At 62.3% G+C, this 25,581-nt stretch carries 18 protein-coding genes and 1 tRNA gene; 7 read left to right on the top strand and 12 right to left on the bottom strand.

Translation table 11 applies throughout. The features are described from left to right. Window positions 1-15: 15 nt before the first annotated feature. The 3 genes from NZ585_09755 to NZ585_09745 all read right to left on the bottom strand — a co-directional run bounded on the left by NZ585_09755 (window position 16) and on the right by NZ585_09745 (window position 4,441). Window positions 16-1,341, bottom strand: a complete 1,326-nt coding sequence (locus NZ585_09755) for an acetate--CoA ligase family protein (protein MCS7080319.1) — start codon at window positions 1,339-1,341, stop codon at window positions 16-18. 200 nt (window positions 1,342-1,541) lie between these two features. Then, window positions 1,542-2,414: a putative 4-hydroxybenzoate polyprenyltransferase gene (ubiA, locus tag NZ585_09750; GenBank protein MCS7080318.1), complete on the bottom strand. Its 873-nt coding sequence runs from the start codon at window positions 2,412-2,414 to the stop codon at window positions 1,542-1,544. A gap of 383 nt (window positions 2,415-2,797) precedes the next feature. After that, window positions 2,798-4,441 carry a hypothetical protein gene (locus tag NZ585_09745; GenBank protein MCS7080317.1) on the bottom strand — a complete coding sequence of 548 codons (1,644 nt, stop codon included), beginning with the start codon at window positions 4,439-4,441 and terminating at the stop codon, window positions 2,798-2,800. Between the two features lie 298 nt (window positions 4,442-4,739). Here NZ585_09745 and NZ585_09740 point away from each other — a divergent pair, with 298 nt between their 5' ends. Continuing rightward, window positions 4,740-8,390, top strand: coding sequence for a TonB-dependent receptor (locus NZ585_09740; GenBank protein MCS7080316.1), 3,651 nt, complete (start codon window positions 4,740-4,742; stop codon window positions 8,388-8,390). Window positions 8,391-8,883: 493 nt separating this feature from the next. Here the strand turns inward: NZ585_09740 and NZ585_09735 are convergent, their stop codons facing one another. After that, complete coding sequence (locus NZ585_09735; protein ID MCS7080315.1) at window positions 8,884-9,099, bottom strand: hypothetical protein; 216 nt, start codon at window positions 9,097-9,099, stop codon at window positions 8,884-8,886. A gap of 232 nt (window positions 9,100-9,331) precedes the next feature. Between NZ585_09735 and NZ585_09730 the strand changes: the two genes are divergently transcribed. The 3 genes from NZ585_09730 (at window position 9,332) to cdaA (ending at window position 13,128) form a co-directional block, all read left to right on the top strand. After that, on the top strand, window positions 9,332-9,763 hold the full coding sequence (locus NZ585_09730; protein MCS7080314.1) for a ribbon-helix-helix domain-containing protein: 432 nt from the start codon (window positions 9,332-9,334) through the stop codon (window positions 9,761-9,763). Between the two features lie 32 nt (window positions 9,764-9,795). Beyond that, window positions 9,796-11,094 (top strand): 1-acyl-sn-glycerol-3-phosphate acyltransferase, encoded by a 1,299-nt coding sequence (locus tag NZ585_09725; protein MCS7080313.1) that lies wholly within the window; start codon window positions 9,796-9,798, stop codon window positions 11,092-11,094. 108 nt (window positions 11,095-11,202) lie between these two features. Next, window positions 11,203-13,128 (top strand): diadenylate cyclase CdaA, encoded by a 1,926-nt coding sequence (gene cdaA / locus NZ585_09720; GenBank protein ID MCS7080312.1) that lies wholly within the window; start codon window positions 11,203-11,205, stop codon window positions 13,126-13,128. A gap of 15 nt (window positions 13,129-13,143) precedes the next feature. Here cdaA and NZ585_09715 read toward each other — a convergent pair whose 3' ends face one another. Both NZ585_09715 and NZ585_09710 read right to left on the bottom strand, forming a co-directional pair. Next, on the bottom strand, window positions 13,144-13,470 hold the full coding sequence (locus tag NZ585_09715) for a hypothetical protein (GenBank protein MCS7080311.1): 327 nt from the start codon (window positions 13,468-13,470) through the stop codon (window positions 13,144-13,146). A 73-nt stretch (window positions 13,471-13,543) separates the two neighbouring features. After that, window positions 13,544-13,618, bottom strand: a tRNA-Cys gene (locus tag NZ585_09710). Between the two features lie 53 nt (window positions 13,619-13,671). Here NZ585_09710 and NZ585_09705 point away from each other — a divergent pair. Then, window positions 13,672-14,652, top strand: coding sequence for a lysophospholipid acyltransferase family protein (locus tag NZ585_09705; protein MCS7080310.1), 981 nt, complete (start codon window positions 13,672-13,674; stop codon window positions 14,650-14,652). Next, window positions 14,652-16,790, top strand: a complete 2,139-nt coding sequence (locus tag NZ585_09700; GenBank protein ID MCS7080309.1) for an SMP-30/gluconolactonase/LRE family protein — start codon at window positions 14,652-14,654, stop codon at window positions 16,788-16,790. Before NZ585_09705 ends, NZ585_09700 begins: the two co-directional genes overlap by 1 nt. A gap of 76 nt (window positions 16,791-16,866) precedes the next feature. Here the strand turns inward: NZ585_09700 and NZ585_09695 are convergent, their stop codons facing one another. Continuing rightward, on the bottom strand, window positions 16,867-17,400 hold the full coding sequence (locus NZ585_09695) for a hypothetical protein (GenBank protein ID MCS7080308.1): 534 nt from the start codon (window positions 17,398-17,400) through the stop codon (window positions 16,867-16,869). Window positions 17,401-17,747: 347 nt separating this feature from the next. Here NZ585_09695 and NZ585_09690 point away from each other — a divergent pair, with 347 nt between their 5' ends. Beyond that, window positions 17,748-20,498, top strand: coding sequence for a phosphoenolpyruvate carboxylase (locus NZ585_09690; protein MCS7080307.1), 2,751 nt, complete (start codon window positions 17,748-17,750; stop codon window positions 20,496-20,498). 204 nt (window positions 20,499-20,702) lie between these two features. Here the strand turns inward: NZ585_09690 and ssb are convergent, their stop codons facing one another. The 5 genes from ssb to NZ585_09665 form a co-directional block, all read right to left on the bottom strand. Further along, entirely contained in the window at window positions 20,703-21,125 is a 423-nt protein-coding gene (gene ssb / locus NZ585_09685) for a single-stranded DNA-binding protein (GenBank protein ID MCS7080306.1), read from the bottom strand. Between the two features lie 21 nt (window positions 21,126-21,146). Further along, on the bottom strand, window positions 21,147-21,827 hold the full coding sequence (locus NZ585_09680) for a dienelactone hydrolase family protein (protein MCS7080305.1): 681 nt from the start codon (window positions 21,825-21,827) through the stop codon (window positions 21,147-21,149). A gap of 78 nt (window positions 21,828-21,905) precedes the next feature. Beyond that, a complete protein-coding gene (locus tag NZ585_09675) occupies window positions 21,906-23,438 on the bottom strand; it encodes an aldehyde dehydrogenase family protein (GenBank protein ID MCS7080304.1) in 1,533 nt (510 codons plus the stop codon). Between the two features lie 41 nt (window positions 23,439-23,479). Further along, window positions 23,480-23,794 (bottom strand): hypothetical protein, encoded by a 315-nt coding sequence (locus NZ585_09670; protein MCS7080303.1) that lies wholly within the window; start codon window positions 23,792-23,794, stop codon window positions 23,480-23,482. 174 nt (window positions 23,795-23,968) lie between these two features. Next, window positions 23,969-25,507: a DegQ family serine endoprotease gene (locus tag NZ585_09665; GenBank protein MCS7080302.1), complete on the bottom strand. Its 1,539-nt coding sequence runs from the start codon at window positions 25,505-25,507 to the stop codon at window positions 23,969-23,971. Window positions 25,508-25,581 lie beyond the last annotated feature (74 nt).

Raw genomic sequence — 25,581 nt, 5'->3', positions numbered from 1 at the left:
CGGCCACAGCGCACGCTAGCAACTCAGGCTGCGCAGCTTGTTTTTGTATTCCTCGCTCTTCTGAATGACGATCTTGGCGCTTTCCGTCATCGGCATTTCCGGGCCGAAGATCGTCATATCCAGATGGAGTTCGTCCCGCGCTCGCTCCAGCGCCGCCCGCGCTTCCTCCCAGCCTGGGCCGCCGCGCCGGACGACAATTGGGAAGGGCGGCCGAATGGCGCGCAGCCCGGCGATAAACCCTTCCATGGTGATGTCTACACGGGTGTTGTTGGCGACCGCGCCAACGTGCCAGCACGCCGTCAGGCCCGGCTTGGACAACACAACCCGCGTTAGTTTTTCGACTTTCTCCGCCGGTGGGTTGCCGCCGTACTCGGTGTAGTTGGCTGGACGGCCGCCATAGCTGATGAGCGCGTCCATATTCGTCAGCGAGCCGCCGCCCCCGGCGCTCATCATGGCGATGTCACCGTCGAGTTCAATGTATTTGCCGGCGACGCCTCGGTAATCATTCTGGTCAATGAGTTTGGCTTGGAGTTCGCGCTCGGTCAGCGGCCGCCCCAGACCACCGCGTGGTGGGTAGTTGAAGTCGCGGTGGCGCGTCATGGCGTCGTCGTCGAGGATCACAACCGCGTCGGCCGCAAAAAAGTTCATCTTTGGCGTCTCAATGACCGGATTGATTTCAAGCAGTCGGACATCGTTTTCTCGGAAGCAACGGTAGGCGCGTACCATCAGGTCGGCCATTTTCCGCATGCGTTCCTCACGGAAACCAGCCTCAGCTGCAATCTCGCGGGCTTTCCACTCCGGCAACCCAAAGATGGAATCAATCGGACGGATGATGATTTTTTCAGGATTGTTTTTGACAATGTCCTCGATGTCCACGCCGCCTTGTTGGCTCAGCATGACGACAGGAGCGCGGTACCAGCCGTCAAACGTCAGAGCGAGGTAATACTCCCCAACGATCGAAAGCCGTTGTTCAACAAGGACGCCTACTGATTCCGACCCATGGATGGTGGCGTTCAGAAGTAATTCGACAGCGAGTTCTGCGCCTTCAGCCGTTTTGCAGAAGCGGATGCCGCCGGCCTTGCCCCGCTTGCCAGCCAGCACCTGCGCCTTGACGGCGACTTCACCGACTTCCTCTACAAAAGCCTCGATACTGCCGGTGTTCTGGGGCGCGTTGATGAAGATGCCCTCCGGGACGCGGATGCCATACTTTTTGAGCAGCGACTTGCCTTCGTATTCGTAGAGATTCATACCCCCACTCCAGCTTGCGTTGCGCCCCGGCGCGCAGTTGGCGGCGACGACCGGGCGGCCGGAAACATCCGGCAGTAGTGTACCGTAACGCACAGACGGCTGACGTAGCTTTGCCAATTGCCGCCTATCCGTCAACTGTTTGTGTGGGACGACGGCAATTGTCGGGGAAAGCTAGGGCGGCCGTACTCGTCCGTGGGAAGAGAAAGCCGGTGTGTTCCCCGCTGGGCGGGCTTGGAGGAGCGTCTCCGCCCCCCGCTAGGCCCCTGCTCTCGCTTCCTCCTCAAAAAACGACTCTAACGACTCAGAAAGGCCGCGTCAGCGCCCAGCGTTAGAAACAGAATGACGCTGACGAAGGCGTTGGTCGTAAAAAACGCGGCGTCCAGACGGGAAAGATCGGTTGGGCTCACCAGCCGGTGCTGATGGATCAACAAGCCGCCGGTCGCCAAAACGCCGCCAACGGCAAGCCATCCTAGCTTGGTGACAGCGACAAGCGCGACAAGACTAAAAAACATCGCGGCATGGAGTCCGCGTGCGACCGCCATCGCCCGCGCGACGCCAAGGCGCTTTGGCAGGGAGTGTAACTCTGGGTGCTGCCGATCAAAGTCATAGTCCTGACAGGCGTAAAGAATGTCGAAGCCGGCCGTCCATAGGAGGACGCACAGCGACAACAGCACGGCCGTTCCCTCCAGGGTCCCCCGGACGGCGATCCACGCACCAGCCGGGGCGATCGCCAAACACCAACCCAAAACAATGTGCGACAATGCTGTGAAGCGTTTGGTGTAGGAGTACAACAGCACTGATCCCAGCGCGACGGGTGACAGCCACAGCGCGAGACGGTTGAGCATCGCCGCCGCCAAGATGAATAGCGCTGCTGAAACCACCGTAAACGCCACGACAAATTGGCGGCTGACTAGTCCGGCTGGGAGGGCGCGGCCGGCCGTACGGGGGTTGGCGGCGTCATACTTTTCATCCACCAAACGGTTGAAGGCCATCGCCGCGCTCCGCGCTCCAACCATCGCCACCGTAATCCAGGCCATCTGCGCCGGACTGGGTAGCCCGCGCGCCGCTAGAAAGGCCCCTAGAAAGGCGAACGGCAGAGCAAACAGCGTATGCTCGATCTTGATCATTTCACAGGTGATTTTGACATCGCGCAGAACCGTGGACATTGCGCCGATACTCCTCTCATCAGGCATAAAACAGGGGGCGAGGCGCTTCCGGGGAGCGGTAAACCTTATCCCAAACTATTCGAATCATCCGGCGGCGTGGAAGCCATCAGCCCGCAGGCAAGGCTAGGAATGCCCTGCTTCCCCCAAAAGCTTGACTGCGCTGAAAGTGATTTCGTGCGCTTGGTTAGCGCATCTCTCCACGCCCTAGGGTTGCGCCGCCGTGGCGTCGTTGTGAATCACCACGGACGGACGGACACGCTCAAACGCCAACCGTACGGCCGCCGACCACCCCGGCCCGCCGCCCAACGCGAACTTCCAGCGCATGCCGTAGAGGTCGTCACGAGAACTTTCTGTCAGTCGCTGAGGCGCACGGCCAAGGTCTACTAACGGCGGCGAAGGCGAGCCTCTGGGTTGGCACCGCCGCGATGAGTGAGTTCTTCAAACAAAGCAAACAATTTCGGATCGCGCCGGGCCAGTTCGTCGCGGGTATGGCCGGCTGTCGGGCTTGCCGGCCGCCGCTTGACGGTTGAAACATACGCCTCATAGCCCTGTGCGAAGTACTCGAACTTGTCCGAAGCCGCGTAGTAGTCCAGCGCCCGGCCCTCGCGGACGGCTTCCTCATATAACCTTTCAATCCGCTCCAGCGTGGGGGTATCTAGAGCGCAGCTATGAATCTGGTGCGCAAACTCGTGCGCCAGCGTGTTGAAGCCGCCATACTCAACCACGCGCAGGGTCTCGACACCGGAAACCGTGACGACGCCCCCAACACCGCGCAAACTGCCGTAGTAGCGGCCGTCAAACGTCGCCCGTTCGGCTAGCGGCTCACAGCCCGGTATGTCGCCCAACAAGCGGTCAAGCGGGAGAATCCAGTGCTTAGCGCCGCACTGGCGCAGCTTGGGAAGAAAATGCGCCAGCGGAGCGATGGTCGCCAAAACAATCTGTTGTTGACGCAGCGTCAGCGCGTCAAAGTTAGGAAAGACGACCTCTAGGTCCGCTGGCTTTTCGCCAACTTCGGTAAAAACCATCTGGGGAAGGCGCGCACCAAGTTCGCGCGCCGCTGCTTCATGTCGCGCCAAGTTGACCAAGCTCAACTGCAAGTGAGGCAGCGGATGCTGTGGATCAAGCGCCAACGCCCGCCGCGCCAACCGCTCCGCGTAGGCGATGTCGTCATTTTCCAAGGCGAGCGCCGCCCGACTTAGCAGCGCGGCAAAGAAGGTCGGATGCTTTTCCAACGCTTCGTCGTATCGCGCCATCGCTTCGGCGATGGCGTTGCGTTGCCGCGCCGCCTGCGCCGCCGCGTACGCCGCTCGCGCCGCCGGCGGCGGCGGCGGATGCGCCTTGCGACTGCGGACGTACTGCGAGTAAGTGCGACGGACACGGATGTTGTTCGGCTGGAGTTCGAGAACGCGCTCCGCCAAGCGGCGGACATCGTCGGGTTTGCGCTCTATGACGCGCACGGCGCACAGAGCAGCCAGCGCCTCCGGGTTGTTTGGCGCCAGCGCCGCCGCCCGTTCGGCGTGACGCCGTGCTTCCACCGCCCGGTTTTGCTCAAGAAACAGTCGCGCGCCGAGGATGTGTACGCCGACGGCGTCTGGGTACGTCGCCAGAAGTTCCATCAAGCGCGTTTCGCACTCGTTCAGCCGACCCTCGGCCAGCGCAATTGCCGCCAGTCCGGTCGGCCCGCGCGGGTCGTTTGGGAAGCGGTGGGCGAGCGTTTGGAAATGCTGCGCGGCTGGTCCAAGGCACTCAGCCGTCAGATAAATCAGCCCCAGTTCGGCCAGCGCATCGGCCTGTACGGCAGCGTCACCGAGTTGGGCGGCCTGTAGGGCGTAGCGGACCGCTGTTGGATAAGCATGCGCCTCCCGAAAAGCCTGCGCCGCCGCTAGCAGCTCGCTGGCGGTGGTTGGTTCGTTGGTCCGCCCGGAGGCGATCAGGGAGAGTCCGACACAGAGGCCAACCGCTAACCACAGCCACCGGCAACGCTCTTCACACTGTGACGACCTAATGCGGAAAACAAACGGCTTCAAAGCGAACGCCTCCTACCGTACGGTGGAAGGTTTAGCGCGGCCGGGGCTGGAGCAGGCGACGCAGAAGCCGCACGAACTGCCTCGGAGGGCCGCCGACCAGAGTGAGCTGTTGATTTGATGAAGAAGCGCGATGAACCGCAGACGCTAAGCTAGCTTGTCGCTTGCCGGACGGCAACCCGAAGCTGACAGCCATATGACGTGGATTTGTCCGCCCAAAGCGCCCACGTGACAACTGCAGAGAAAAGCGGCAAGATGGGGCGTTCCAAAAACCCATATTTGAATTTCTGCGAGGTTTGCTATGCCCGCTGTCTGGAAGCTCACTCGCGCGGCCGATCATTGGTCAGCCGCTTGGTTTTGCTTTGTCGTCCTGACGCTTGGCTGGATCGGCCCGGCGTGGGCGCAGGGTACGACGTCGCGTCTTACGGGGACGGTGCGCGACCCATCCGGCGCGCTTGTCGCCGGCGCGCGCGTCACCCTTACCAATGAAGGCACCAACGCCGTTTTTGAGACCCAAACTGGAGAAAGCGGCGTGTATGTCTTTGATTCCGTTCAAGTCGGCGTCTATACGGTGATGGTGGAAGCCGCCGGCTTCAAGAAGTTGGTACTGAGGGGAAACGCCGTCAATGTCGGCCAGCCCACGACGGTCAACGCGACGCTTGAGATCGGCGGCACGGAGGAAGTTGTAGAGGTCACTGGTGCGGCCGAACGAATTCAGACGAGCAGTTCCGGCAACTTGGGTAACCTTGTCGAGCGGCAGGTGATCGTCGCCCTCCCCATTGTTGGCGCGCGCGGGCGCAATCCGCTTGACTTTATCAACTTTCAACCGGGCGTCGTCGTCGGGGCGAACACCGGCGGCGGCGTTCACGTCCACGGGGCGCGCGACCGCGCCGTGAACTTCACGCTTGACGGCGTTGACACGAATGAAACGAGCGCCGGCGGCTCGAATTTCTCGCCGACGCGCGTCAACCCGGATGCGCTGGCCGAGTTCCGCGTCATCACCAGCAACCCGTCGGCTGAAAACGGCCGCAGCAGCGGGGCGCAGGTCAACATGATCACCCGTTCGGGAACGAACGAGTTTCATGGCACGGGGTTTTGGTTCTACCAAACGCCGGGGTTTAACGCGAACGAGTACGAAAACAACCTCAACGGCATCGCCAAGCGCCAGTTTGTTCAGCATATCGGCGGCGGCAGCCTTGGCGGCCCAATTATTCGCAACCGGCTGTTTTTCTTTACCAACGTGCAGGTGTTGCGGGCGAGCGAGGGGCGGCCGGTAACGCGCATCGTCTACACGCAGGCGGCGCGGCAGGGGCTGTTTCGCTACGTCATCGGCGGGCGCAACCTCCCGTTCGGCGCCACGGGCGCGTCGGTGGACGCCAATGGCAATCCCGTGCCGGGTCTCAGCATCGGGACGTACAACATCGGCATGATGGACCCGCAGGGACTTGGGCTTGACCCAACCATTCGGCGCGTCATTGACCTGACGCCGCTGCCGAACAACTTCGCCGTCGGCGACGGCCTCAATACGGCCGGTTTCCTCTTCAACGCGCGCGGACAGGAGCAGCAAGAGGATTACACTGTGAAGGTGGATTACATCATTAGCGACCGCCAGACGGTGTTTGCGCGCGTCTCCTGGGGAAGGCAGGACTCACTCGGCGACTTCGCCAACGCCGGCCCGGCGGCGTTTCCCAATACGCCGCGTCTTGTGGACACGCGCCGGTCGCCCCGCAACGTCGCCATCAACCATCGGTGGTCGCCAGCCAGCAACATCACCAATGAGTTCGTGGTCGGTCTGAATCGTTTCACGTTCAGCTTCGACAACCCCGATCCGAACTTCGCCAACAACCCGCCAATCACGTTCAACGACATCACGACGCCGATTTCCAACCTTGCCCCGGTCATCAACCGGCGTGCGCTGACGACCTTTCAGTTCGTGGATAACTTCACCTACGTACGCGGCGCGCACACCATCAAAGCCGGCATGAATCTGCGCTTTGGACGGCATATTGACCGGCGGACCTCCGTCGCGGGCCTCAACACCCAGCCTTCGGTCAACTTCAGTACGGCGATCAACACGGTCAGCGTCACTGCTTTCAGCATTCCGGGGAATATCAACACGGCGTTTGATCTGCCGCTGCTTCAGCGCACCATCAATAATCTGCTGGGGCGGGTGGGGCGCATCTCGCAGGCGTTTGTCTCAATTGGCGACCGGTACGGCCCGCCCGGCACGATTTTCACCGCCGATGCGCGTTACCCGGAATACGACCTGTACCTCCAGGATACATGGCGTTTGCGTCCAAATTTGGTCGTAGATTACGGCGTGCGGTGGGAGGGACGCCCCGCGATGCGCGAGCCAAATCGGTTGGCTGTACCGAATGTTCCGCTGTATTTCGGTGCTGCGCCGACCAATACCGCCGCGTGGTTCAACGGTAAGCCCTTCGCCGACGACTGGAACAACTTCGGGCCGAGCGTTGGCGTGGCTTGGGATCCTTTCGGCGATGGGAAGACCTCAGTGCGCGTCAACTATCGCTTAGCGTATGACCGACTCAACACGTTTGTGACCTCGTCGTTTATCCTGCCGACTGTGCCAGGCGCGACGTTAGGCGTCAACAATGACGCCTTTGGGCAGGGTGGCGGGCGGTTGCGCAACCTGCCGACGCTGGCTCCACCGGCGGGCGTGTCGCCGGATGCGCTGCGGCAGCCGCCGGCCTTTTCGGTCAACAGCATCACGGCGTTTGACCCACGCTACCGGACGCCGAAAGTTCACCAGTGGGCGTTGAGCGTGCAGCGTGATCTGGGTTGGAACCTGGTGCTGGAAGTCAACTACATCGGCCGGCATGGGAACGGGCTGCTGAGCGGCTACAACGCCAATCAGGTAAAAATCTTTGAAAATGGCTTCCTGGAGGCGTTCAACATCATGCGCCCCTGCGCCGTGTCCGGGACGTTTACGCCGGCCTGCAATAGTCCGCTCATCAACGCGCTGCTAGGCAGTCCGACCGGTTCGCAGACGACCATCAACAACTTTCGCGGCAGCCTGACGACGAACAACGTCGCCGGCTTAGCCGTTTCACTAGCGCAGCAGGTCGGCGCGAATTTGCCGGCGCGCGGCTTTTCACCGTTTTTCTTCTTTGATTTTCCGCAGTACACCGGCGGGTTGTTCATCATTGACAACTACGACTTCTCCAACTACCACGCCGGTGAGGTGCAGCTGTCACGGCGCTTCCGCGATGGGCTGAGCTTCCAAGTAAGCTACACCTTTGCGAAGTCGCTCGACACGCGGTCGTTTGACCCAACCTTCACGGTGGCGGCGAGCGGCAACGTGCAATCGGCGTCGAGTACGCCGTTCGATCTGCGCAACCGGCGCATCAACTATGCCCGCTCAGATTTTGACCGGACGCACTCGCTGCAGGGCAACTTCGTATGGGAGTTGCCGTTTGGGCGCGGGCGGCAGTACGCCAACAATCTCAATCCGGTGATTGATCAGGTCATCGGCGGGTGGATGGTCGCCGGTATCGTCCGGCTCACGTCGGGACGGCCGTTCACAGTCTTTTCCGGCGCGAATACGCTCAGCAACGCCGTGCAGTCGTTCGCCGACTGCAACGGCTGTTCGCGGTCGCTCGGTTCGGTACGGCAGGAAGCCGGAACGAACTTCTACTTCACAGCGGATGAACGCGCGCGGTTTAGCATCCCCGCGCCTGGAACCTTAGGCAACACCGGGCGCAACTTCTTCACCGGGCCAGGCTTTTTCCAGCTTGACCTGACGGTGGCCAAGTCATTCCGCATCGTGGAAGGCGTCAATCTCCAGTATCGGCTGGAAATGCAGAACGCGACGAATACACCGTCGTTTGCGTTCCCAACCGCCGTGGTGACAGCGGCGACCTTCGGGCGTATCCGGGACGGCGTGGTTAGTAGTGCGCGCCGGATTCAGATGGCGCTGAAGTTGACATTCTGAAATTTCGCGGAAGCCTACTTGCCGCGTCCGAAAGGGAGTGCAAGCAGGTCGCACGTGGGGAATAACGGCTTCTAGCGGCGTTGGTTGACCATGCAACTGGAAGCCGTTGCTCCAGTGACGGGAGAAGACTAAAAGGCAAAGACGGAGGCGCTGAAGCGGGAGAAGAAACCGGAGGAAGAACAACAAAAGCGGCGCTTGAACAAGCTGTCCAAGATCGCACCGAAAAAGAGCGTGAGCGTGGAGCGAAGGAATAATGACGCGCCAAGCTCTATGCGTTGGGTGTTGACCCGGATGCTTTGTGAGATGAGCGGCATGAGCAATGATTCTGCCCAGCAGCTTTCGATGGACGACGGACCAGCCCACCCCACGAGGCATTCCAACCCCGATCCGCCGTACGGCTTGGCTGGGGGGAATCAAGCCGCTCGGCGCAAAGAAGACGGTGGATGGCGTTCTGCTTTCCACCGTCCATTGTTGATGCAGCGGAAGGGGAGGTTTACTGCCCTTTCTTGTCCACGTTGTAACGTTCCAGGACCTCGCCAGTCAGCCCGTCGAGAACAACGCAGGGCCGGTCGCCCATATTGCTGATGTGTAGGTTCAGGGCCGCCCGCGCGTTTTGCGCACGGATGACATAGATGAATCGTTCTTCAGGAGTGTTCCCAATGACGCGGATGAAGAAGTCGCGCATGACTTCATTCGTTCCACCGGGCATGGCCAATGTCCTCGGAAGGCTTAAGATACGCATGAATGCGAACAAAGCCGTTGGCGCGAAGTGTATTGCGCCATACGGTTGTAGACGATGCGCGAATATAGCTACGGTGAAATCATTTGGTCAACCTGCGTTGGTGCATCGGCGCGACGGTTTGACACAAAGGTGGGCTTTGCAGAAACCCAAGTTGGGGAGTAATTTGCGGCGTTGGAATTTTCATTGGAGGTGCGCCGCCATGCCGGGACCTGAGGAGCGCAAGGTTGTCATTATTGAACGAAAAGACGATACGCCGCCGGCCGGCCCCTTGCCGAATCCGCCGAGCGACGAGCCGAAGGGAACGATTGAGGAAATCACCAGTTCTGTCCGTGAACTGGCGCGGACGCTGCCGGAGTCCATCAGTCGGTTGCCGGGTTCCATCGGGGCGGCGATTCAGCAGGCGCTGGCTAGCCGCGACTTGAACGTGACCGTGCACCTGTCCGAAGACGCCCTGCGTTCGATTGAGATGCTTGTCCAAGCAGGAATTTTTGCCAACCGCTCGGAAGCGGCGGCCTACTTGATTGGCGAGGGAATCGCCGCCAAACGCGAACTCTTTGAGCAGGTGACGGAAAAGATCATCCAGATTGAGAAACTTAAGTCGGAGCTGCGGTCATTAGCGAGGCGTTCATAACGCATTGCCCGATTGGGGAGGCGGAACGGCCTTTGCTTTGGGTCATCAAGGTCATTGTTCACGCGCTCTTTCGCGTGTTTTTTACGCTCGAATACACGGGCGTTGAAAACGTCCCACTGACTGGTGCAGTCATTCTGGCCGGCAATCATCCCAGCTATCTCGATCCGGTACTCATCTCCTTGCCCATTCGGCGGCGGATTCGCTTCGTTGCTTGGGATCGGCTGTTCACCATTCCGGTGTTGGGTCCGTTGATTCGTTTTCTCGGCGCGTTTCCTGTGGATACGGCTCGCCGCGATCAGCAGGCTTTTCTCCAAGCCCTGCAAGTGCTGCGTGACGGCGAGGCGCTGGGGATTTTTCCCGAAGCCGGCCTCTCCAAGGAAGGACGTATGAACGCCCTACTCAAGTCAGGCGCGGCGCGGTTAGCGCTCGCGGCGCAGTGTCCGCTCGTGCCGGTGACAATCGCTGGGGCGCGCGCCGCCTGGCCGCGCGGACAGTGGTTGCCGCTGCCGCGCAAGATCACGGTCAAGTACCACCCACCGCTTCAGCCGCCCACAACGGCCGGCGTTCCGGCGGAAGCGGAGCCGGCGCTTGCCCGCGCGCTGACCGAAGAACTCCGACAAGCGATTGAGCGCCGCCTCATTCCGGCGTTGAAGGTCGGCGCGAAGCGAGCGGAACGGTACAGTCGTCCGGCGTCAGCGCTGCGTTCGTACGAGTATGTCCCTTTCGTCGTCTGGCTGGCGAGCTTTGGGTTGGTTGGGCTACATCAGACGCCGACGCTGCCGACGGCGGCCTACTTGGCGTATGTCTTGCTTGATATTTGGGCGCTGCCCCAAACGCGACTGACCAAAGTGCTGCGGGATTTGGCGCTGCCGGTCTGGTTGGCGGCGAGTTACCCATGGGCGGTGGCGACGTTTGTTGCGCCGGAGGCGCAAGCGCGCTTCCTGGACGCCAAGGCGTGGCTGTTGGGGTTGGTCATGGCGAGCGTCTTGTTTCCGTTCCACTGGACAAGCTACTACGCCGCCCAGCGTTTTCTGCGTGGGTTAGCGGTAGGCTACTTGGCGCTGTGGGGACTGGAAACGCTGCGTCCCGACGGCGTGGGCTATGGCCCACATGTGTTGTGGCTGTCCTTCACGGTCGCGTATGCTCTAGGCGTTCGCCACCGGCATTGGTTGTGGGTGACGGTTGGGGCGCTCGGCTATCTGACGCTATTTTGGCAACTTTCACCCGAACACTGGCCGCCGGATATGCTTTACTATGTTGGCGTTGGGGCGGCGGCGTTTGGGTATGTGCGCGTCGTCAAGTTCACCGCGCACGACGGCCGATTGGTGTGAGGCCGGTCTGGAGTCTTCAGCACGCATAGCGAACTGGTCGTTAGGGGACGGCGCGCGTTCCACGGCGCACACTTGGGCCACTGGTAGACGGGGAAGACGCGGTTAGTGATGACGACACTCCTGCACTGGCTTGGTCAATCATGGTTGGCGTCCGTCATTGATCTGGTTCTGGTCTTTCTGGTCGTCTATGAGGTGCTCAAGCTCCTGAAGGGCACGCGGGCGGCGCAGATTGCGCTGGGTATTGCGCTGGTGGCGCTGCTGTATCAGGCGTCCCACTGGCTGCGTCTGCCGACGCTGGAATTCGTCATTCGTCACAGCCTGCTCTACGTTGGTTTCGCCGTCGTCGTGTTGTTCCAGAACGAAATTCGTACGGCGTTTGCGCGCTTTGGGCGGAACATCCGCCTACCGGCGCTGTTCGGATGGCGGACGCCGAAGTCGCCGGCGGCGCAGTATGAAGACGTGCTGCTGGCGGTGACAACCTTTGCAGCGAAAAAGACCGGCGCACTCATTGTGTTTGAACGGCAGGATAATCTGGATGAATACATCGCGCGCGGCGTTCGGCTCGACGCCGTGGTCGGCTATGACCTGCTCGTCAACCTGTTCAACCCGGAGGCGCCGCTGCACGACGGCGCGGTCATTATTCGGCAAGGACGTATCGCCGCCGCGAGCTGCTTTCTGCCGCTGACCCTCAATCCACGGCTTTCCAAGGACACCGGCACGCGCCACCGCTCGGCGATTGGGATTACGGAAGAAACCGACGCTTTTGTGATTGTCGTCTCGGAAGAGACCGGTTTGGTGTCATGCGTCGAGGGTGGCCAGATCAAGCGCGGCCTTGGCATTCGGGAGGTTCGGGCGTTGTTGTCCCGCGCCATGAACGCCGCCGAAGGCGCGCCGCCCCCGGCGCGGCGGCGGCGACGACGAACCTTGGTGGTTGAGGACACCTCCAGTGTGGATTACGTCACCGCCGATGCGCCTAGCGAGACAAGCGAAACGCCGGTAGCCAGTACGCCGGCGCTGGTCGGTGAAGGGCGCGTTTCACGGGTCAGTGAACGTGGAGCGCTGGATGTCGCTGCAATTTGGCGTCAGGGACGACACTGGGGCGCGTGGTTAGGGGAGCGGTGTCACACCTTGTTGGTCGAGAATTTCACCCTGAAGCTCATTGCGGCCGTTATCACGAGCGCCTTGTGGCTGTCGGCGACGAAGCAGGACGCCATTCCATTTGTGTTGCGCGGCGTGCCCATCACCTACCAAGGGCTGCGGGAGGATTTGGTCATCGCCAACAGCAACGAGGTTCAGGAGGTGACGTTGCGCGTTCGCGGGCCGCGGGATGTCGTCGAGCGGTTGCGCCCGGAGTCCTTTGTCGTCACCGTCCCGCTGGCCGGCAAAAATCCCGGCGAGCGGGTCATTTTGCTGCGGGAAGATGCGCGCATTGAGAAACCGGCCAACGTAGAGATTCTGGAGATTGAACCGGCGCGGATTACCCTCAGTCTGGAGCGGCAGGTGTACCGTGAAGTGGAGATCAAGCCGAACTTTCGCGGGGCGCTGCCGGTGGATCGGGAAATCGCCGAGTATCAGGTTTCACCGCCGACGACGAAACTGCGCGGACCGGAATCGCAGGTGTACGCTCTGCAGGCCGTCGGGACCGAGACCATCTGGCTCAACGTTCACGACCAGTCGTTTGTCGAGCGGTACAAGGTGGATGTCAAGGACCCGCGGATTGAGATTGTCGGCGCGCAGGAAGTCGAGGTGAAGGTGACGATTCGCCCGGTCATCGTCCGCCGCCGGTTGGATGTCATTCTGGACGTACCGGGGACGCCGCCGGTGCGCCTTGAGGTGATGGTGGAGGGGCCGAAGTCCGTTGTGGAAAAGCTTCGTGGGCGGGATTTTCAGGCCGCGTTGAGCGAGGCGTTGGTGTCGGAGCATCCGCCTCGGCGGGCGGTGGTGGTGACGCCGCCGCCGGAAGTCGCCGGTCAAGTACAAATCATAGCGGTCACGCCAAGCGAAGTCGTCAACCGCCTACCGCAACGGGATTGAACCTGCAAGGTGGACTTACTTGAGCGTTTTCGCCGCCTGACGCAGGGCGTTGCGGCGGAACATCGTCAGCAGGAGTGTGCAGGCCAAAACGTCGTCGAGAAGCAGAACACTGTACAACGCCACATCGCCGCGCATGCCTACCGCCATCAGCAGATGAATCAGGGCCATGTTCACCACGTACAGTAGGAACAACACCCCAGACATAAAAATCAACGGCTGGATTGAGGCACGGTACAGGCTCGCGCCCTTTTTGACGCGCACCGCCGAGACGCGCGCCAACGCCAGCAGCATGACGGTGATGATTAGCGTACAGGAGGTGGCGACAAAGAAATCGGGAGCCATGGCAACAGTTCCGGTGGTGGTCGGGACCGGGGGGTGCTTTGGGCTAGATGAGGGCGCGTCGTCGCCGTCCGATTGGAGGTGGCGGTCGGAATCGAACCGACGAATAAGGGTTTTGCAGACCCGTGCCTTACCACTTGGCTACGCCACCGTACCGGCCGCCGACGTAAACGGCGATGAGCGACCGTTCACATCGGGCAAAGGATGCTAACGACCGAGTCCGCGACTGTCAATCCGTCCGCTGCGGTTCGGCGGCGCATTGAGGCGCTGGCGGTGACAGCGATCCTGCGTGGTTTAGGTGTGCTGCCGCATCGGTGGGCGCGGGGGCTAGGCGTCGCAGCGGCGGGAATCTTAGCGTTGGCTTTGCCGCGCCTGCGGCGCGTTGGGCTGGAGAATCTGGCGTTAGCCTTTCCCGATTTGTCGGCGCGCGCACGCCGGCGGTTGTGGTGGGGGTGCGTGGCGAATCTAGGCCGCTTGCTCGGCGAGTTTTCCCAATTTCCCAAACTGCACGCAGGAAATATCGCTGAATTGGTCGAGTATGAGGGTTTTGAATACTTTGAAGCGGCGCGGGCGCAGGGCCGCGGCGTGATTTTTTTCACCGGACACCTTGGGGCGTGGGAACTCAGCGCCTACGCCCACGCGCTATATGGTCATCCGCTGACGATTTTGGTGCGTCCGATTGACAATCCACTGGTGGATGCGCTTGTGACGCGCTACCGCACAGGAAGCGGCAACCGTCTGCTGTCCAAGCACCGCGAGCTGCGGGCGTTGGTCGCCGCTTTGCGGCGTGGAGAAACAGTGGGCATTCTGGCGGATGTCCATGTTCAACCGCAGCACGGCGTATTCTGTGAGTTTTTCGGCCGTCCGGCCAGTACGTCGCCGTTGGTGGCGCGGCTGGCGCGGCGAACCGGCGCAGCAGTCGTCCTTGGTTATCTGGTTTGGGACGCTGCCCGCAAACGGCATCGGCTGATTTTTGAGCCGCCGCCAGCGCTAGTACGGACGGCGGATGAGGATTTTGATGTTCGGGAAAACACGGCGCGACTAACGCGCCGCTGGGAGGCGATTGTCCGGCGCCATCCCGATCAGTGGCTTTGGATTCATCGCCGGTGGAAAAGCCAACCGGCGGCGGTGATGTCGCCGGCTGTCGCCGACGACGCGACTCTGATGACCTTGGGAAACGACTGATGCTGAAACGAAGAACGATCCTCACCGCTCCGGCGGTTTTTGCGTTGTGCTGGTTGTGGACGACGCCCCTCTACGCCGAGGGGACGGCGTTTTGGGAGGTGACCCGCAAGGAGGACTATCTGGCGGGACGGTTGGTGGGGTTATCTGTGTCTGATAACGGTATTTTGCGCGTGGCACCGACGCCGAAGCTGGTCGGCGATACGCAACAGCCCTTTGCCCTCTGTAGCCTGTTGGTCGGCGGCGAGGTCTATATCGGCACAGGCCATGACGGCAAGCTGTTTAGAGTCGGCGCGGACGGTGCAACGAAGCTCGTCGCTGATTTTGAAGAGCTGGACGTGACGGCGTTGGCGACGGACGGCAAGGGCAGCGTGTTTGCTGCGACCTCGCCAGAGGGGAAGATTTACGAGTTGACCGGCGAGAAGGGGTTTCGCGTGGTGTACGACCCACCGGAGAAGTACATCTGGGCGATGGGTTGCCTGGCGGACGGAACGCTCGTCTATGCGACCGGCGCGAAAGGCGGCGTCTTTGCGCTTGCTCGCGGGGCGACGGCCGTCAAATCACTGCTGACGACGGATGAGTTCAACGTCACGGCGCTGGCAACGGCGGCGGACGGGGCGATCTGGGTAGGGACGGATCCCGGTGGGTTAGTCATTCGGATTGCACCCGACGGCAGGGCGACGGCGGTGTTTGACGCGCCATCCCGTGAAATCCGGCGGCTGGTGTTGTCGCCCGACGGTACGGTGTTTGCGCTGGGGATTGGGGAAGGGAAACCAGCGGCGTCCGGGGGCGGGAGTTCGGGGACGGCGACGGAGACAACGGCGAGTGAGGGTGAAGGTGGCGGCGCAGGGGCGTTGCGTCCGGCGTCCGGGGGAACAACGCTCTACCGGCTAGAGATGGACGGACGCCAAACTGCCGTCTGGACGGCGACTGATACGGCGACCGTCCTGCTGCGCCGGCCGGACGGCCTGTTGGTCGGGTTGGGAAGCAACACGACTGGCGGGCAGGGGCGGCTATTTTTGGTGGCGCCCGACGGGCGGGCGACGTTGGTGGGGACAGTTGAGGAAGAGCGGATTGCGGCGGTGGAAGCCAGCGCCGGTGACACGCTCTACATTGTCACCAGCGGTCTGGCGAAGCTCTACCGGCTGAGCGCCTCGGCGCAGGACGAGGGGATATTTACGTCGGCCGTACAGGACGCGAAGGCGGTGGTGGAGGCGTGGGGGCGGATTGTCGTCGAGGGGACGGGTGAGATTTTTGTGCAAACGCGAACAGGCAACACCCAGACGCCGGGCGCGTTGTGGAGCGAGTGGTCGGCGGAGACGCCGGCGCCGGGGGGCATGATTGCCAGTCCGAAGGCGCGGTTTTTGCAGTGGCGCTTAAGGCTGAAGCCGGGCGCGGAAGTGACGGCGGTGCGCGCAGCGTACCTGCCGAAAAATCTTGCACCGACGATCTCTTCTTTTGCTGTGTTGCCGGTTGGGGTTGCGTTGCAGGAAGCGGTTGTCCCGCCGCCCGATCCCGGCGTGATGACTTCCGGCCTCGATCCGGCGCAATTCGGCGTGGTGGTCAACCAGCCGCCGCGCAAGGTTTTTCAACGCGGGGCGCGGACGCTGCAATGGCAGGCCGAGGACAAAAACGGGGATACGCTGACCTACCGGTTGTCGTACCGATTACGCGGTCAAACGGCGTGGAGGCCGCTGGCCGACAAGCTGCGCAATCCGTTCTTTGTGATTGCGCCGGAGGCGCTGCCGGATGGGACATATGAGTTTCAGCTTGAGGTGAGCGACGGCGCTTCCAACCCGCCGGCGTTGGCGCTGACCGCCTCGCAGGTGTTGTCGCCGGTGGTGATTACGAACTCCCTTCCGAAGATCACCTTTTCGCCCGTCGTCGTCGCCGCAAAGGAGTCGAAGCTGCGGGTGGAGATTGTAACGACGACGGCGCCGCTCAAGTCGGTTGAGGCGTCGTTCAACGGCGACGACTGGACGCTGATCTATCCCGACGACTTGGTTTTGGACGCGCCGCGTGAGGTGTTCACCTTGACTTACCAAAACCTTGCGCCGGGTGAGTATCTGGTTTCGGTACGGGTGTTGGACGCCGCGTTGCACACGACGAGCGAAAAGTTTGTGCTGGTGGTCAAGCCGTGACTGCGGCGACCTAGAAAGCATACTCATCACCTAGGCAAGGCGCTGTATGCGTCGGATTGTGAGGGTCATCCTTTGATTACTGACTGTCAGAAATGACACCGCCGGCGGCAAGCTCCATGAGTCGGCTGATGATGGCGTCGGCAGGCCGGTTTGGACGCAGCCACAACAGCCCGCCGCCGTCCCCGATGGGGAGGACGACTTCGATTTCGGCTGTCGGCTCCGGCTCAAGGCGGATGGTTTCGAGTCCGGCGCGCAGCCGCTCAAGCTCCAGCGGCGTGAAAAAGGTCAGCCAAACGGCGTCCCAGTGGAATTCGGGGCTTTCGACGATGGTCTGGAAAAGCTCAGGGGTGGCGGATGCGGCGAACCCAACGCGCCAGTGGTCACCGGCGGGTGTTGCGATTTCGACGACCGTCTCCAGAAGGTCTTCGTAGGGAAGCTCGGAGGCGCGTTCGTCATCGGTGATGAGGCAGATGGGACGGTCGGCGGCGGCGTAGGCAAGGAGCGCCGCCGCCGTCTGTTGCCAGTGTTGGAAATCTTGGTCGGAAAGGAAGGGCAGCGAGGATAGGATTTCAACGCCGCCGTTTGGCAGCTTGTGACAGACAAACTTCATAACTGCTGGCGGCCGGTGACAGTCTGCCGCGCACCAAAGCGAATACCGATGCACCACGTTGGCGAAATACTCGTCGCCCACAACACGTCCCGGATGCGCCTACGACAATGCGGAAGCGGGTCAATGTAAACGAGCCGGACGCCCGGTGTGCCGTCAGCGTTGCAGAGTTTGCCGGCCTTATTTCCGGCAGGGTCTTCATAACCTGCAGGTTGTCGCCGAAAATGAGCAGGTTGTGCCGTCCGTCGTCGTTCCGACCGAAGGTGCGCACTGGTTGCAGCGGCACAGCCAGCGTGTTGGCTATGATGTCCTCCTACGTTCCTTGCTGTGTCAAAAGGACCTGAACCACCATGACCATCCCTATCGCTTCCTCCGCGCTGGCCGACCTAGCGCGCGCCGAACGCGATTACCGCTTTCTGGTTGAGTGCTTCCGCGAGGTGCTCGAAGAAACCGGCGAGTCGACGCTCGTGACGGCGCTGTCAGTCCGCGACGGCGTCCTGCCGCCGCCCGAACAACACGAACGATTCGTCCGAGTTTGCTCTATTGTGTTCCAACTGCTCAACATGGCTGAGGAGAACGCCGCCGCCCAAAATCGCCGCGCGCTCGAAGCCAGCGCTGGCTGTGCCGCCGAACCGGGGCTGTGGGGCGCGGCGCTCCGCCGGGCGCAGACCCTCGGTGAAGACGCCGCCGCCATCGCCGCACGCCTCCCCACCATTCACGTCGAGCCGGTCCTCACCGCGCACCCAACCGAAGCCAAACGGGCGACCGTCCTCGAACACCACCGGCGGTTGTATCTGTTGCTCGTCAAGCTCGAAAACTCCGTCTGGACGCCCAACGAACGCCGCGCCATCCGCGCCGACATCAAACGCGAACTCGAACGCCTGTGGCGGACTGGCGAAATCTACCTCGAAAAACCGACCGTCGCCGACGAACTGCGCAACGTCCTGCACTACCTGACGACGACGCTTCCCGAAGCCGTCGGATGGCTCGACCGGCGATTGCTGGAAGCTTGGGACGAACTCGGTCTGGACGCCGCCATGCGTCCAACCGACCCGGCGCAGTGGCCGCGCCTGACGTTCGGGACGTGGGTCGGCGGCGACCGCGACGGCCACCCGCTTGTCACGCCCGAAATCACCCGCGAGACACTTCTCACCTTACGCCGAACAGCTATCGCCCTGCTGCGCCGCCGGTTGACCGACCTGGCTGCGCGCCTGAGCCTGTCCGACCACCATCGGACGCCGCCGGACGACTTGCGCGTCTTCCTCCACGAAGCCGAAGCCGCTGACGACCCAGCGCTGCGGGCGGCACTCGCCCGCAACCCCTACGAGTCGTGGCGGCAAGCCGTCAACGTCATGCTTGCCCGCCTGCCCAACGATGATGCCCCGGCGGAAGCTGCGCGAACGCTCTACCATACGGCTGCTGAACTGGCGGCCGACCTGCGGCGCTTGGGCGCGGCGCTGTGCGCAGTCGGCGCACGGCGGCTGTGCGAAGGCGATGTGTGGCCAGTGCTCCGGCTGGTGGACGTGTTCGGCTTTCACCTCGCCGTGCTTGACATTCGCCAGAACAGCGCCATGCACGAACGCGCCGTCGGCGAGTTGTTGGCGGCGGCCGGCGGCGACAGCGACTACGCCGCCTGGGACGAAGCGCGTCGCCTCGCTTTCTGGAATGAAGAACTCACCCGCGCCCGACCGTTCGCCCACCCGGACGCGCCGCTCGGCGACGCCGCCCGGACAGTCGTCGGGGCGCTGCGGGTCGCCGCCGAACACGGTAAGACCTACGGCTGGGACGGCCTCGGCGCGTTGATTGTCAGCATGACGCGCTCTACGTCGGATTTGCTCGCCGTCTATGGCCTAGCGCGCGAAGCCGGGCTGACCGTGACAACGCCTGACGGCTTAGTGTGTCCGTTGCCGGTTGTCCCACTCTTTGAAACGCTCGATGATTTGACGCGCAGCCCGGACATTCTGAAGGCGTTTTTGACGCACCCCATGACGCAGCGGAGTCTTGCTTGGCGACACCGCGCCGACCGACCGCCGACGCAGCAGGTGATGATCGGCTACAGCGACAGCAACAAGGACGCCGGCCCGATTGCTAGTCTGTGGGCGCTCTACCGCGCGCAGGAACGGCTTGCCGAAGTCGGGCGCGCGCACGGCGTCGCCATTCGCTTCTTTCACGGTCGCGGTGGCACGCCCAGTCGCGGCGCTGGCCCGACGCACCGCTTTCTAAGCGCCCTGCCGCCGCGCGCTGTATCCGGCGAGCTGCGACTGACCGAACAAGGGGAAACGATTTCGCAGAAATACGCCAACCTCATCACGGCCACCTACGAGTTGGAGCTATTGGTCGCCGGTATGTTCGAAGCCGTGACCGTCGCGCGCCGAACGCCGCTGGCTACGCCGCATCCGCTGGAAGGCGTTCTGGATGATTTGGCGCGATATGGGCGCGACGCCTACCAAGCCTTGTTGCGGCAGCCCGGCTTTCTGGCGTTTTTCACGCACGCGACGCCGCTGGACGCCATTGAAGCGAGTCGCATCGGGTCCCGGCCGGCGCGGCGGACGGGGCAACGGACGCTGGCCGACCTGCGCGCCATTCCGTGGGTGTTTAGCTGGAGTCAGGCGCGGTTTTTCCTACCGGGGTGGTACGGGGTGGGAACAGCGTTGGAAACGCTGGCGACCAGCGATCCGGCGCGGTTTGCCGCGCTGCGGCGGGATGCGCTCCAGTGGTACCCGACGCGCCTGTTGCTGATGAACGTCGGCAGCCAACTGCTTTTGGCTGACGCCGCTTGGATGCAGGCCTACGCCGAGCTTGTTCCTGATGCGACTGTGCGCGCGGACATTTTGGGGAGCATTTTGGCGGAGTTTGACCGGACGCGCCGCTGGGTTGAGACGGTGTTTGGCGCGCCGCTGGCGGAACGTCGGCAGCGGACGGCGTTGACGATGCAACTGCGCCGCGCCGGTCTGGACGCGCTGCACCGGCGGCAGATTGAACTGCTGAAGGTATGGCGCGACGGCGGAGTGCAAGACAACGGGGCGCGCCGCGAAGCGTGCCTGAGGGATTTGCTGTTGACCGTCAACGCCATTTCAAGCGGGCTAAAAAGCACCGGCTAGAGCGTTTCCGCAAAGGCTGCTCCGGCGTGGCGGTCCGGCGAGCGGGCAGGGCGGTAACCGCTTTCCCTGCGCCGGAGGGCAGACCTGCGACAAGCGCGAAAGAGGAGCCGCGCTTTCCGGGACGATGCGGCGACGTAGGGAACGCCGCCGCATCGCAACGGTTAGCCAACTTGCTGTCTGCCCTGGTTACCTTTGGAGAAGGCTTTAGAAGGGAACGTCGCTGTCCTCGACAGTGTCTTCCGGCACGGCTTCGCTGGCCGCGCCGACTGGCCGTTCTGTTCGGCCATCTCCGTCGCTGCGGCTGCCCACTAGATGCAGCTCCGTTGCGGTGACTTCCAGCGTCATGCGTTTGACGCCTTCGTTGTCGGTCCACTCCCGCGCCGCCAGCCGCCCCTCGATGTACACAGGGCTGCCCTTTTTGAGGAACTTATGCGCCGTTTCAGCCAGATTGCGCCAGGCCGTGACGCGAAACCAGGTTGTAGTTTCCGTCGGTTCGGCGTCGCCCTGCCCCTTCTTCCGCTCGCTGGTGGCGACTGAGAAGGTGCAGACCGGAACGCCCTGCGTGGTGTAGCGCATTTCCGGGTCGCGGCCCAAATGGCCGTAAATAATGATTTTGTTGAACGACATGGCGGTTTTTCCTCAGCGGCTTTACGGCAGGTGCGTCTTGAAAAAGCGTTGAACCCGGTCCCAAGCGTCGTAGGCGGCGTCCGGGTGGTAAACTTCTGGACGTGTGTCGTTAAAGAAGGCGTGGCTTGTTCCGGGGTACACGTGAAACTCGTAGACTTTGCCGTGGCGGTCAAGTTCGTTGCGCAAGGCGGCGATGGCTTCGTGGTTGACAAAGGCGTCGTTTTCGGCGAAAAGGCCAAGCACCGGCGCGGACAACTTAGCGAAGTCAGGTTTGACGTTTGGGTGGATGCCATAGAAATCCACGCACGCCCCAATTTCGGGGTTTTCGCAGGCGGCGTAAAGCGCCAGTTGGCCGCCCATACAAAAACCAACGACGCCGACTTTGGGGTGCCCCTGGGTGGCGGGATGGGCCAGCAGTGCTTGAACCACAGCCCGCAGTCGTTCCGCTGTTGTCGCGATGTTGAGCGCCATCATGAGCTTGCCGGCTTCGTCCGGCGAGGTGGTCGCCCGGCCGTCATAGAGGTCAGGCGCAAACGCCGTGTAGCCGGCCGTTGCAAAACGGTCGGCGACGGCTTCGATGTGGGGTACCAATCCCCACCATTCCTGTAAAACAATGACGCCGGGGCCGCCGTCCGCCGGAACGCTCAAGTAGCCCGCGACAGTGATGTTGTTTGCCGTCAGTTCAGTTCGTTGTCCAGCCATGGGGATGCGCCTCCACAAATCAGCATCATCAGGGGACGCCGTTGCACAGGCGAAACGGCCTGCCGGTCTGCCCACCCGTTAGTCGGTAATCTGGGCCTTTTGGAGTCGGCCGCTGAAATCAACGTAGAGCGTTTTCCATTCCGAGAAAATGTCCAGCGCCTGCAAACCGCCTTCGCGGTGGCCGTTGCCGGTGCCCTTAATGCCGCCGAACGGCAAGTGAACCTCAGCGCCAATGGTCGGTGCATTGACGTAACAAATACCGGCCTCAATGTCGCGCATGGCACGGAAGGCCCGGTTGACATCCGCCGTGTAAATCGCCGCCGATAACCCGTAGCCGACGCCGTTGGCGATGCGAATGGCGTCTTCAAGGTCCTGACAGGGGATGACGGCCGTCACAGGGCCAAAAATTTCTTCCTGCGCAATCACGGCGTCCGGCGCGACGTCGCCAAAGACGGTCGGGGCGATGAAGTAGCCGTGGGCCAGATCGCCGTCGGTGACGCGCGTCCCCCCACAGAGAAGCTTTGCCTGATCGCGGGTTCGTCCAATCTCAATGTAGTGGAGTACCCGTTCGAGTTGGTCCTGATTGACGACCGGGCCAACGTCGGTCGCCGGATCGCGGCCGTCGCCGACGCGTAGGGCCATGGTGCGTTCAACCAGCATCTGCGTGAACTTTTTGACGACCTTTTTGTGGACGATGAGCCGCGACGCCGCCGTACACCGCTGGCCGGTCGTGCCGAACGCGCCCCAGACAGCGCCTTCGACGGCAAGCTCCAAGTTAGCGTCGTCCATGATGAGAATGGCGTTTTTGCCGCCCATTTCTAGACTGCATTTCTTGCCCTTATCGGCGGCCTGCATGGCGATGAGGCGGCCGACCTGCGTCGAGCCGGTGAACGACACAAGGCGAATCGTCGGATGCGTCACCAAGGGCGCGCCGGCCGTTTCGCCGTAGCCCGTGACCATGTTGACGACGCCGGGCGGCAGACCGGCCTCTTCAAAGGCCTTGATGAAACGATACGCCGACAGGGGCGTGTCTTCGGCCGGCTTGATGACGACGGTGTTGCCGCACAGGATGGCTGGGAGAATTTTCCACGAAGGAATAGCAATAGGGAAGTTCCACGGCGTGATGAGGCCGCAGACGCCGATGGGGTCGCGCACCGTCATGGCGAACTTGTCGGCGAGTTCCGAGGTGGTTGTCTGGCCATAGAGGCGGCGGCCCTCGCCGGCGACAAAGTAGGCCATGTCAATGGCTTCCTGCGTGTCGCCGCGCGTTTCCTTGAGAATCTTGCCCATTTCCCGCGTCATGTCCTGCGCAATGGCTTCTTTGTCGCGGATGAGGATTTCGCCGACGCGAAAGATGTACTCGGCGCGCTTGGGCGGTGGGACGAGTCGCCACTTGGGGTAGGCTTCGGCGGCGGCGGCGACGGCGGCGTCCACATCCTCGGCTGTCGAGTAGGGAAAATAGCCGATGATGTCACGGGTGTCGGCGGGATTGCGGTTGGCGAACGTCTCGCCGTTTTTGGCCGGAACCCATTCGCCGCCAATGTAGTTGGCGTAGGTCGGCGGCGCGGCGGTCTTTTTGGCGGCGGCGGTGGAAGCTTTCTTGTTGGGCATGGAAGTTTCAGTGGTCCTCCCGAAGCTGGGGATATCCGGCGCTAGCGTTGTCCGGCCAAGGTGGGTTTAGCGATGGCGTGGCAGCCAGTGCAAGCGAATTTTTCATCGAGCCATTTTTGCGGGTGATTTGGTTGCAAGCGATGCCCGACGGCGGCGCCGTGGTTGGGGTCATGACAACTCAGGCATTGGGCGCGCCGTTCGCGCACCGGCAAGTCGGGTTTTTGGCGCGACACATCGCAGGCGGCCGCCACCGGCAGCGGACGCTTGCCGGTGCTGGATAGGTACGCCAGTCCGAGGATGACCAAGGCGACGACGGCGGCGAACAGCGCATCGCGTTTCTGAAAGCGGAAGGCCATGGAATGAAAACGCGCCGATGGGCGGCGGCAGGCGGCGCGACGGTTGTTTTGGAGTCCGGGTTGCGCACGGCGGTTACCCTGCGCCAAACATACACCAAAGGTCTGGTAATGAACAAAAGATGAGCGGGCGTCCGCCGCCGGGACGCCCGCCCGCTGTCCTCGGAGGCGCCGGCGTCAGTTGCGTCCCAACGGAACGACCAAGAAAAGATTGACGCCGCCGCGATAGATGCGCAGGAGGACCTCGCCTCGGCTTTGGCGGACAGCGGCGTCGAACGCCGCGACGCTCGAAATAGGTTGTTGGTTGACCTGCAGGATGATGTCGTCGCGTTGCAGGCCGGCTTCAGCTGCGGCGCTGTTGGGCTGGACAGCGCGGACGATGACGCCGCCTTTCAGGTTGAGTCGGCTGCGGACGGCCGGCGACAGTTCGGCGACCATGACGCCCGCCAGCGCGCCGCCGTCCGGCGTATCGGTGCGGGGGGCGTCGGCGTCGTCCGTCCCTTTAGCGAGCGGCTGATCGTCGGGCAGTTCGTCTAAGGTGGCAGTCAACTCACGCGGCGCTTTGTTGCGAAGAATCTTGAGTTTGACCGTCGTGCCGGGCGGTGTCTGGGCGACGGTTAGGCGCAGGGTGCGCAGATCGCGGACCGGCCGCCCCTCAAACTCCACAATGACATCGCCGGGTTGGAAACCGGCTTTCGCCGCCGGGCTGTCGGGCGCAACATCAGTAACGACAACGCCCTGTTGGTTCGTGACGCCGAACTGCTTGGCGAGGGCCTCGTTGAGGTCCTGCAGCGTGACGCCAAGGTAGCCGCGTACGACGCGGCCCTTGGTGATGAGCTGCTCCATCACCAACCGCGCCATATTGATCGGCACAGCAAAGCCGATGCCTTGGTTGCCCTGCGCGCCGCGCGCAATAATGGCGGTGTTGATGCCGATGAGCTGGCCCTGAAGGTTGACGAGCGCGCCGCCAGAGTTGCCGGGATTGATGGCGGCGTCGGTCTGGATGAAGTCCTCGTAGGCTTCAATACCGAGGTTGCCGCGTCCCAAGGCACTAATGATGCCGAAGGTGACGGTCTGGCCCAAGTCGAAGGGATTACCAATAGCAAGGGCAAAGTCACCAACCTGCACCTGACTGGAGTCGCCGAGCGGCATGGCAGGCAGATTGGTTTCGTCCACCTTGAGCACGGCGATGTCAGTTTTCGGGTCTGTGCCAATGAGCTTGGCCTTGAGGCTGCGGCCGTCGGCGAACGTCACCTTGATGTCGCCAGCGCCGTCAATGACGTGGTGGTTGGTGAGAAGATAGCCGTCGGAGCGAACAACGACGCCAGAGCCGAGGCTGGTGATTGGTTGGCGGCGCTGCGGCGTCGGGCCGAAGATGTCCGGGAAGAACGGGAACTCAAAACCAAGGTCGGGTTGGCTGCGCGTTGTACGGGTGGTGGAGATATTGACGACGGCCGGCAGGGTGGCTTTGACCACCGAGGCGAAACCGGTGGCGGGGAGTGAGGCGTCGCTTGCCCCGCCGGGGCGGACGATGACGGGTGGGGTTGGTGGGGGTGGTGGGTTGAACCAGCGGGCGGCCGCCGTGCCGCCGACGCCGCCCAGCAGCGCGGCAGTGACAAGGAGTGCGACGGCGAGCCAGGTTTTGATATGGAGGGCGTGGTTGGCGATGGCTTGGAAGGGGCGGGTTATAGGTACAATCGTCTGATAACGAGTCATGAGTGTAGTCTCTCCTTGGCACATAACCTCAGCAGGCGTAGGCTTCAAATGGCTGTTTCAGGCGAACCATGGTC

Source organism: Chloracidobacterium sp., assembly GCA_025057975.1.
Classification (GTDB): Bacteria; Acidobacteriota; Blastocatellia; order Chloracidobacteriales; family Chloracidobacteriaceae; genus Chloracidobacterium.
Note: the sequence above shows the minus strand (reverse complement) of the source record. Positions and strands in the feature narration are given on the sequence as shown.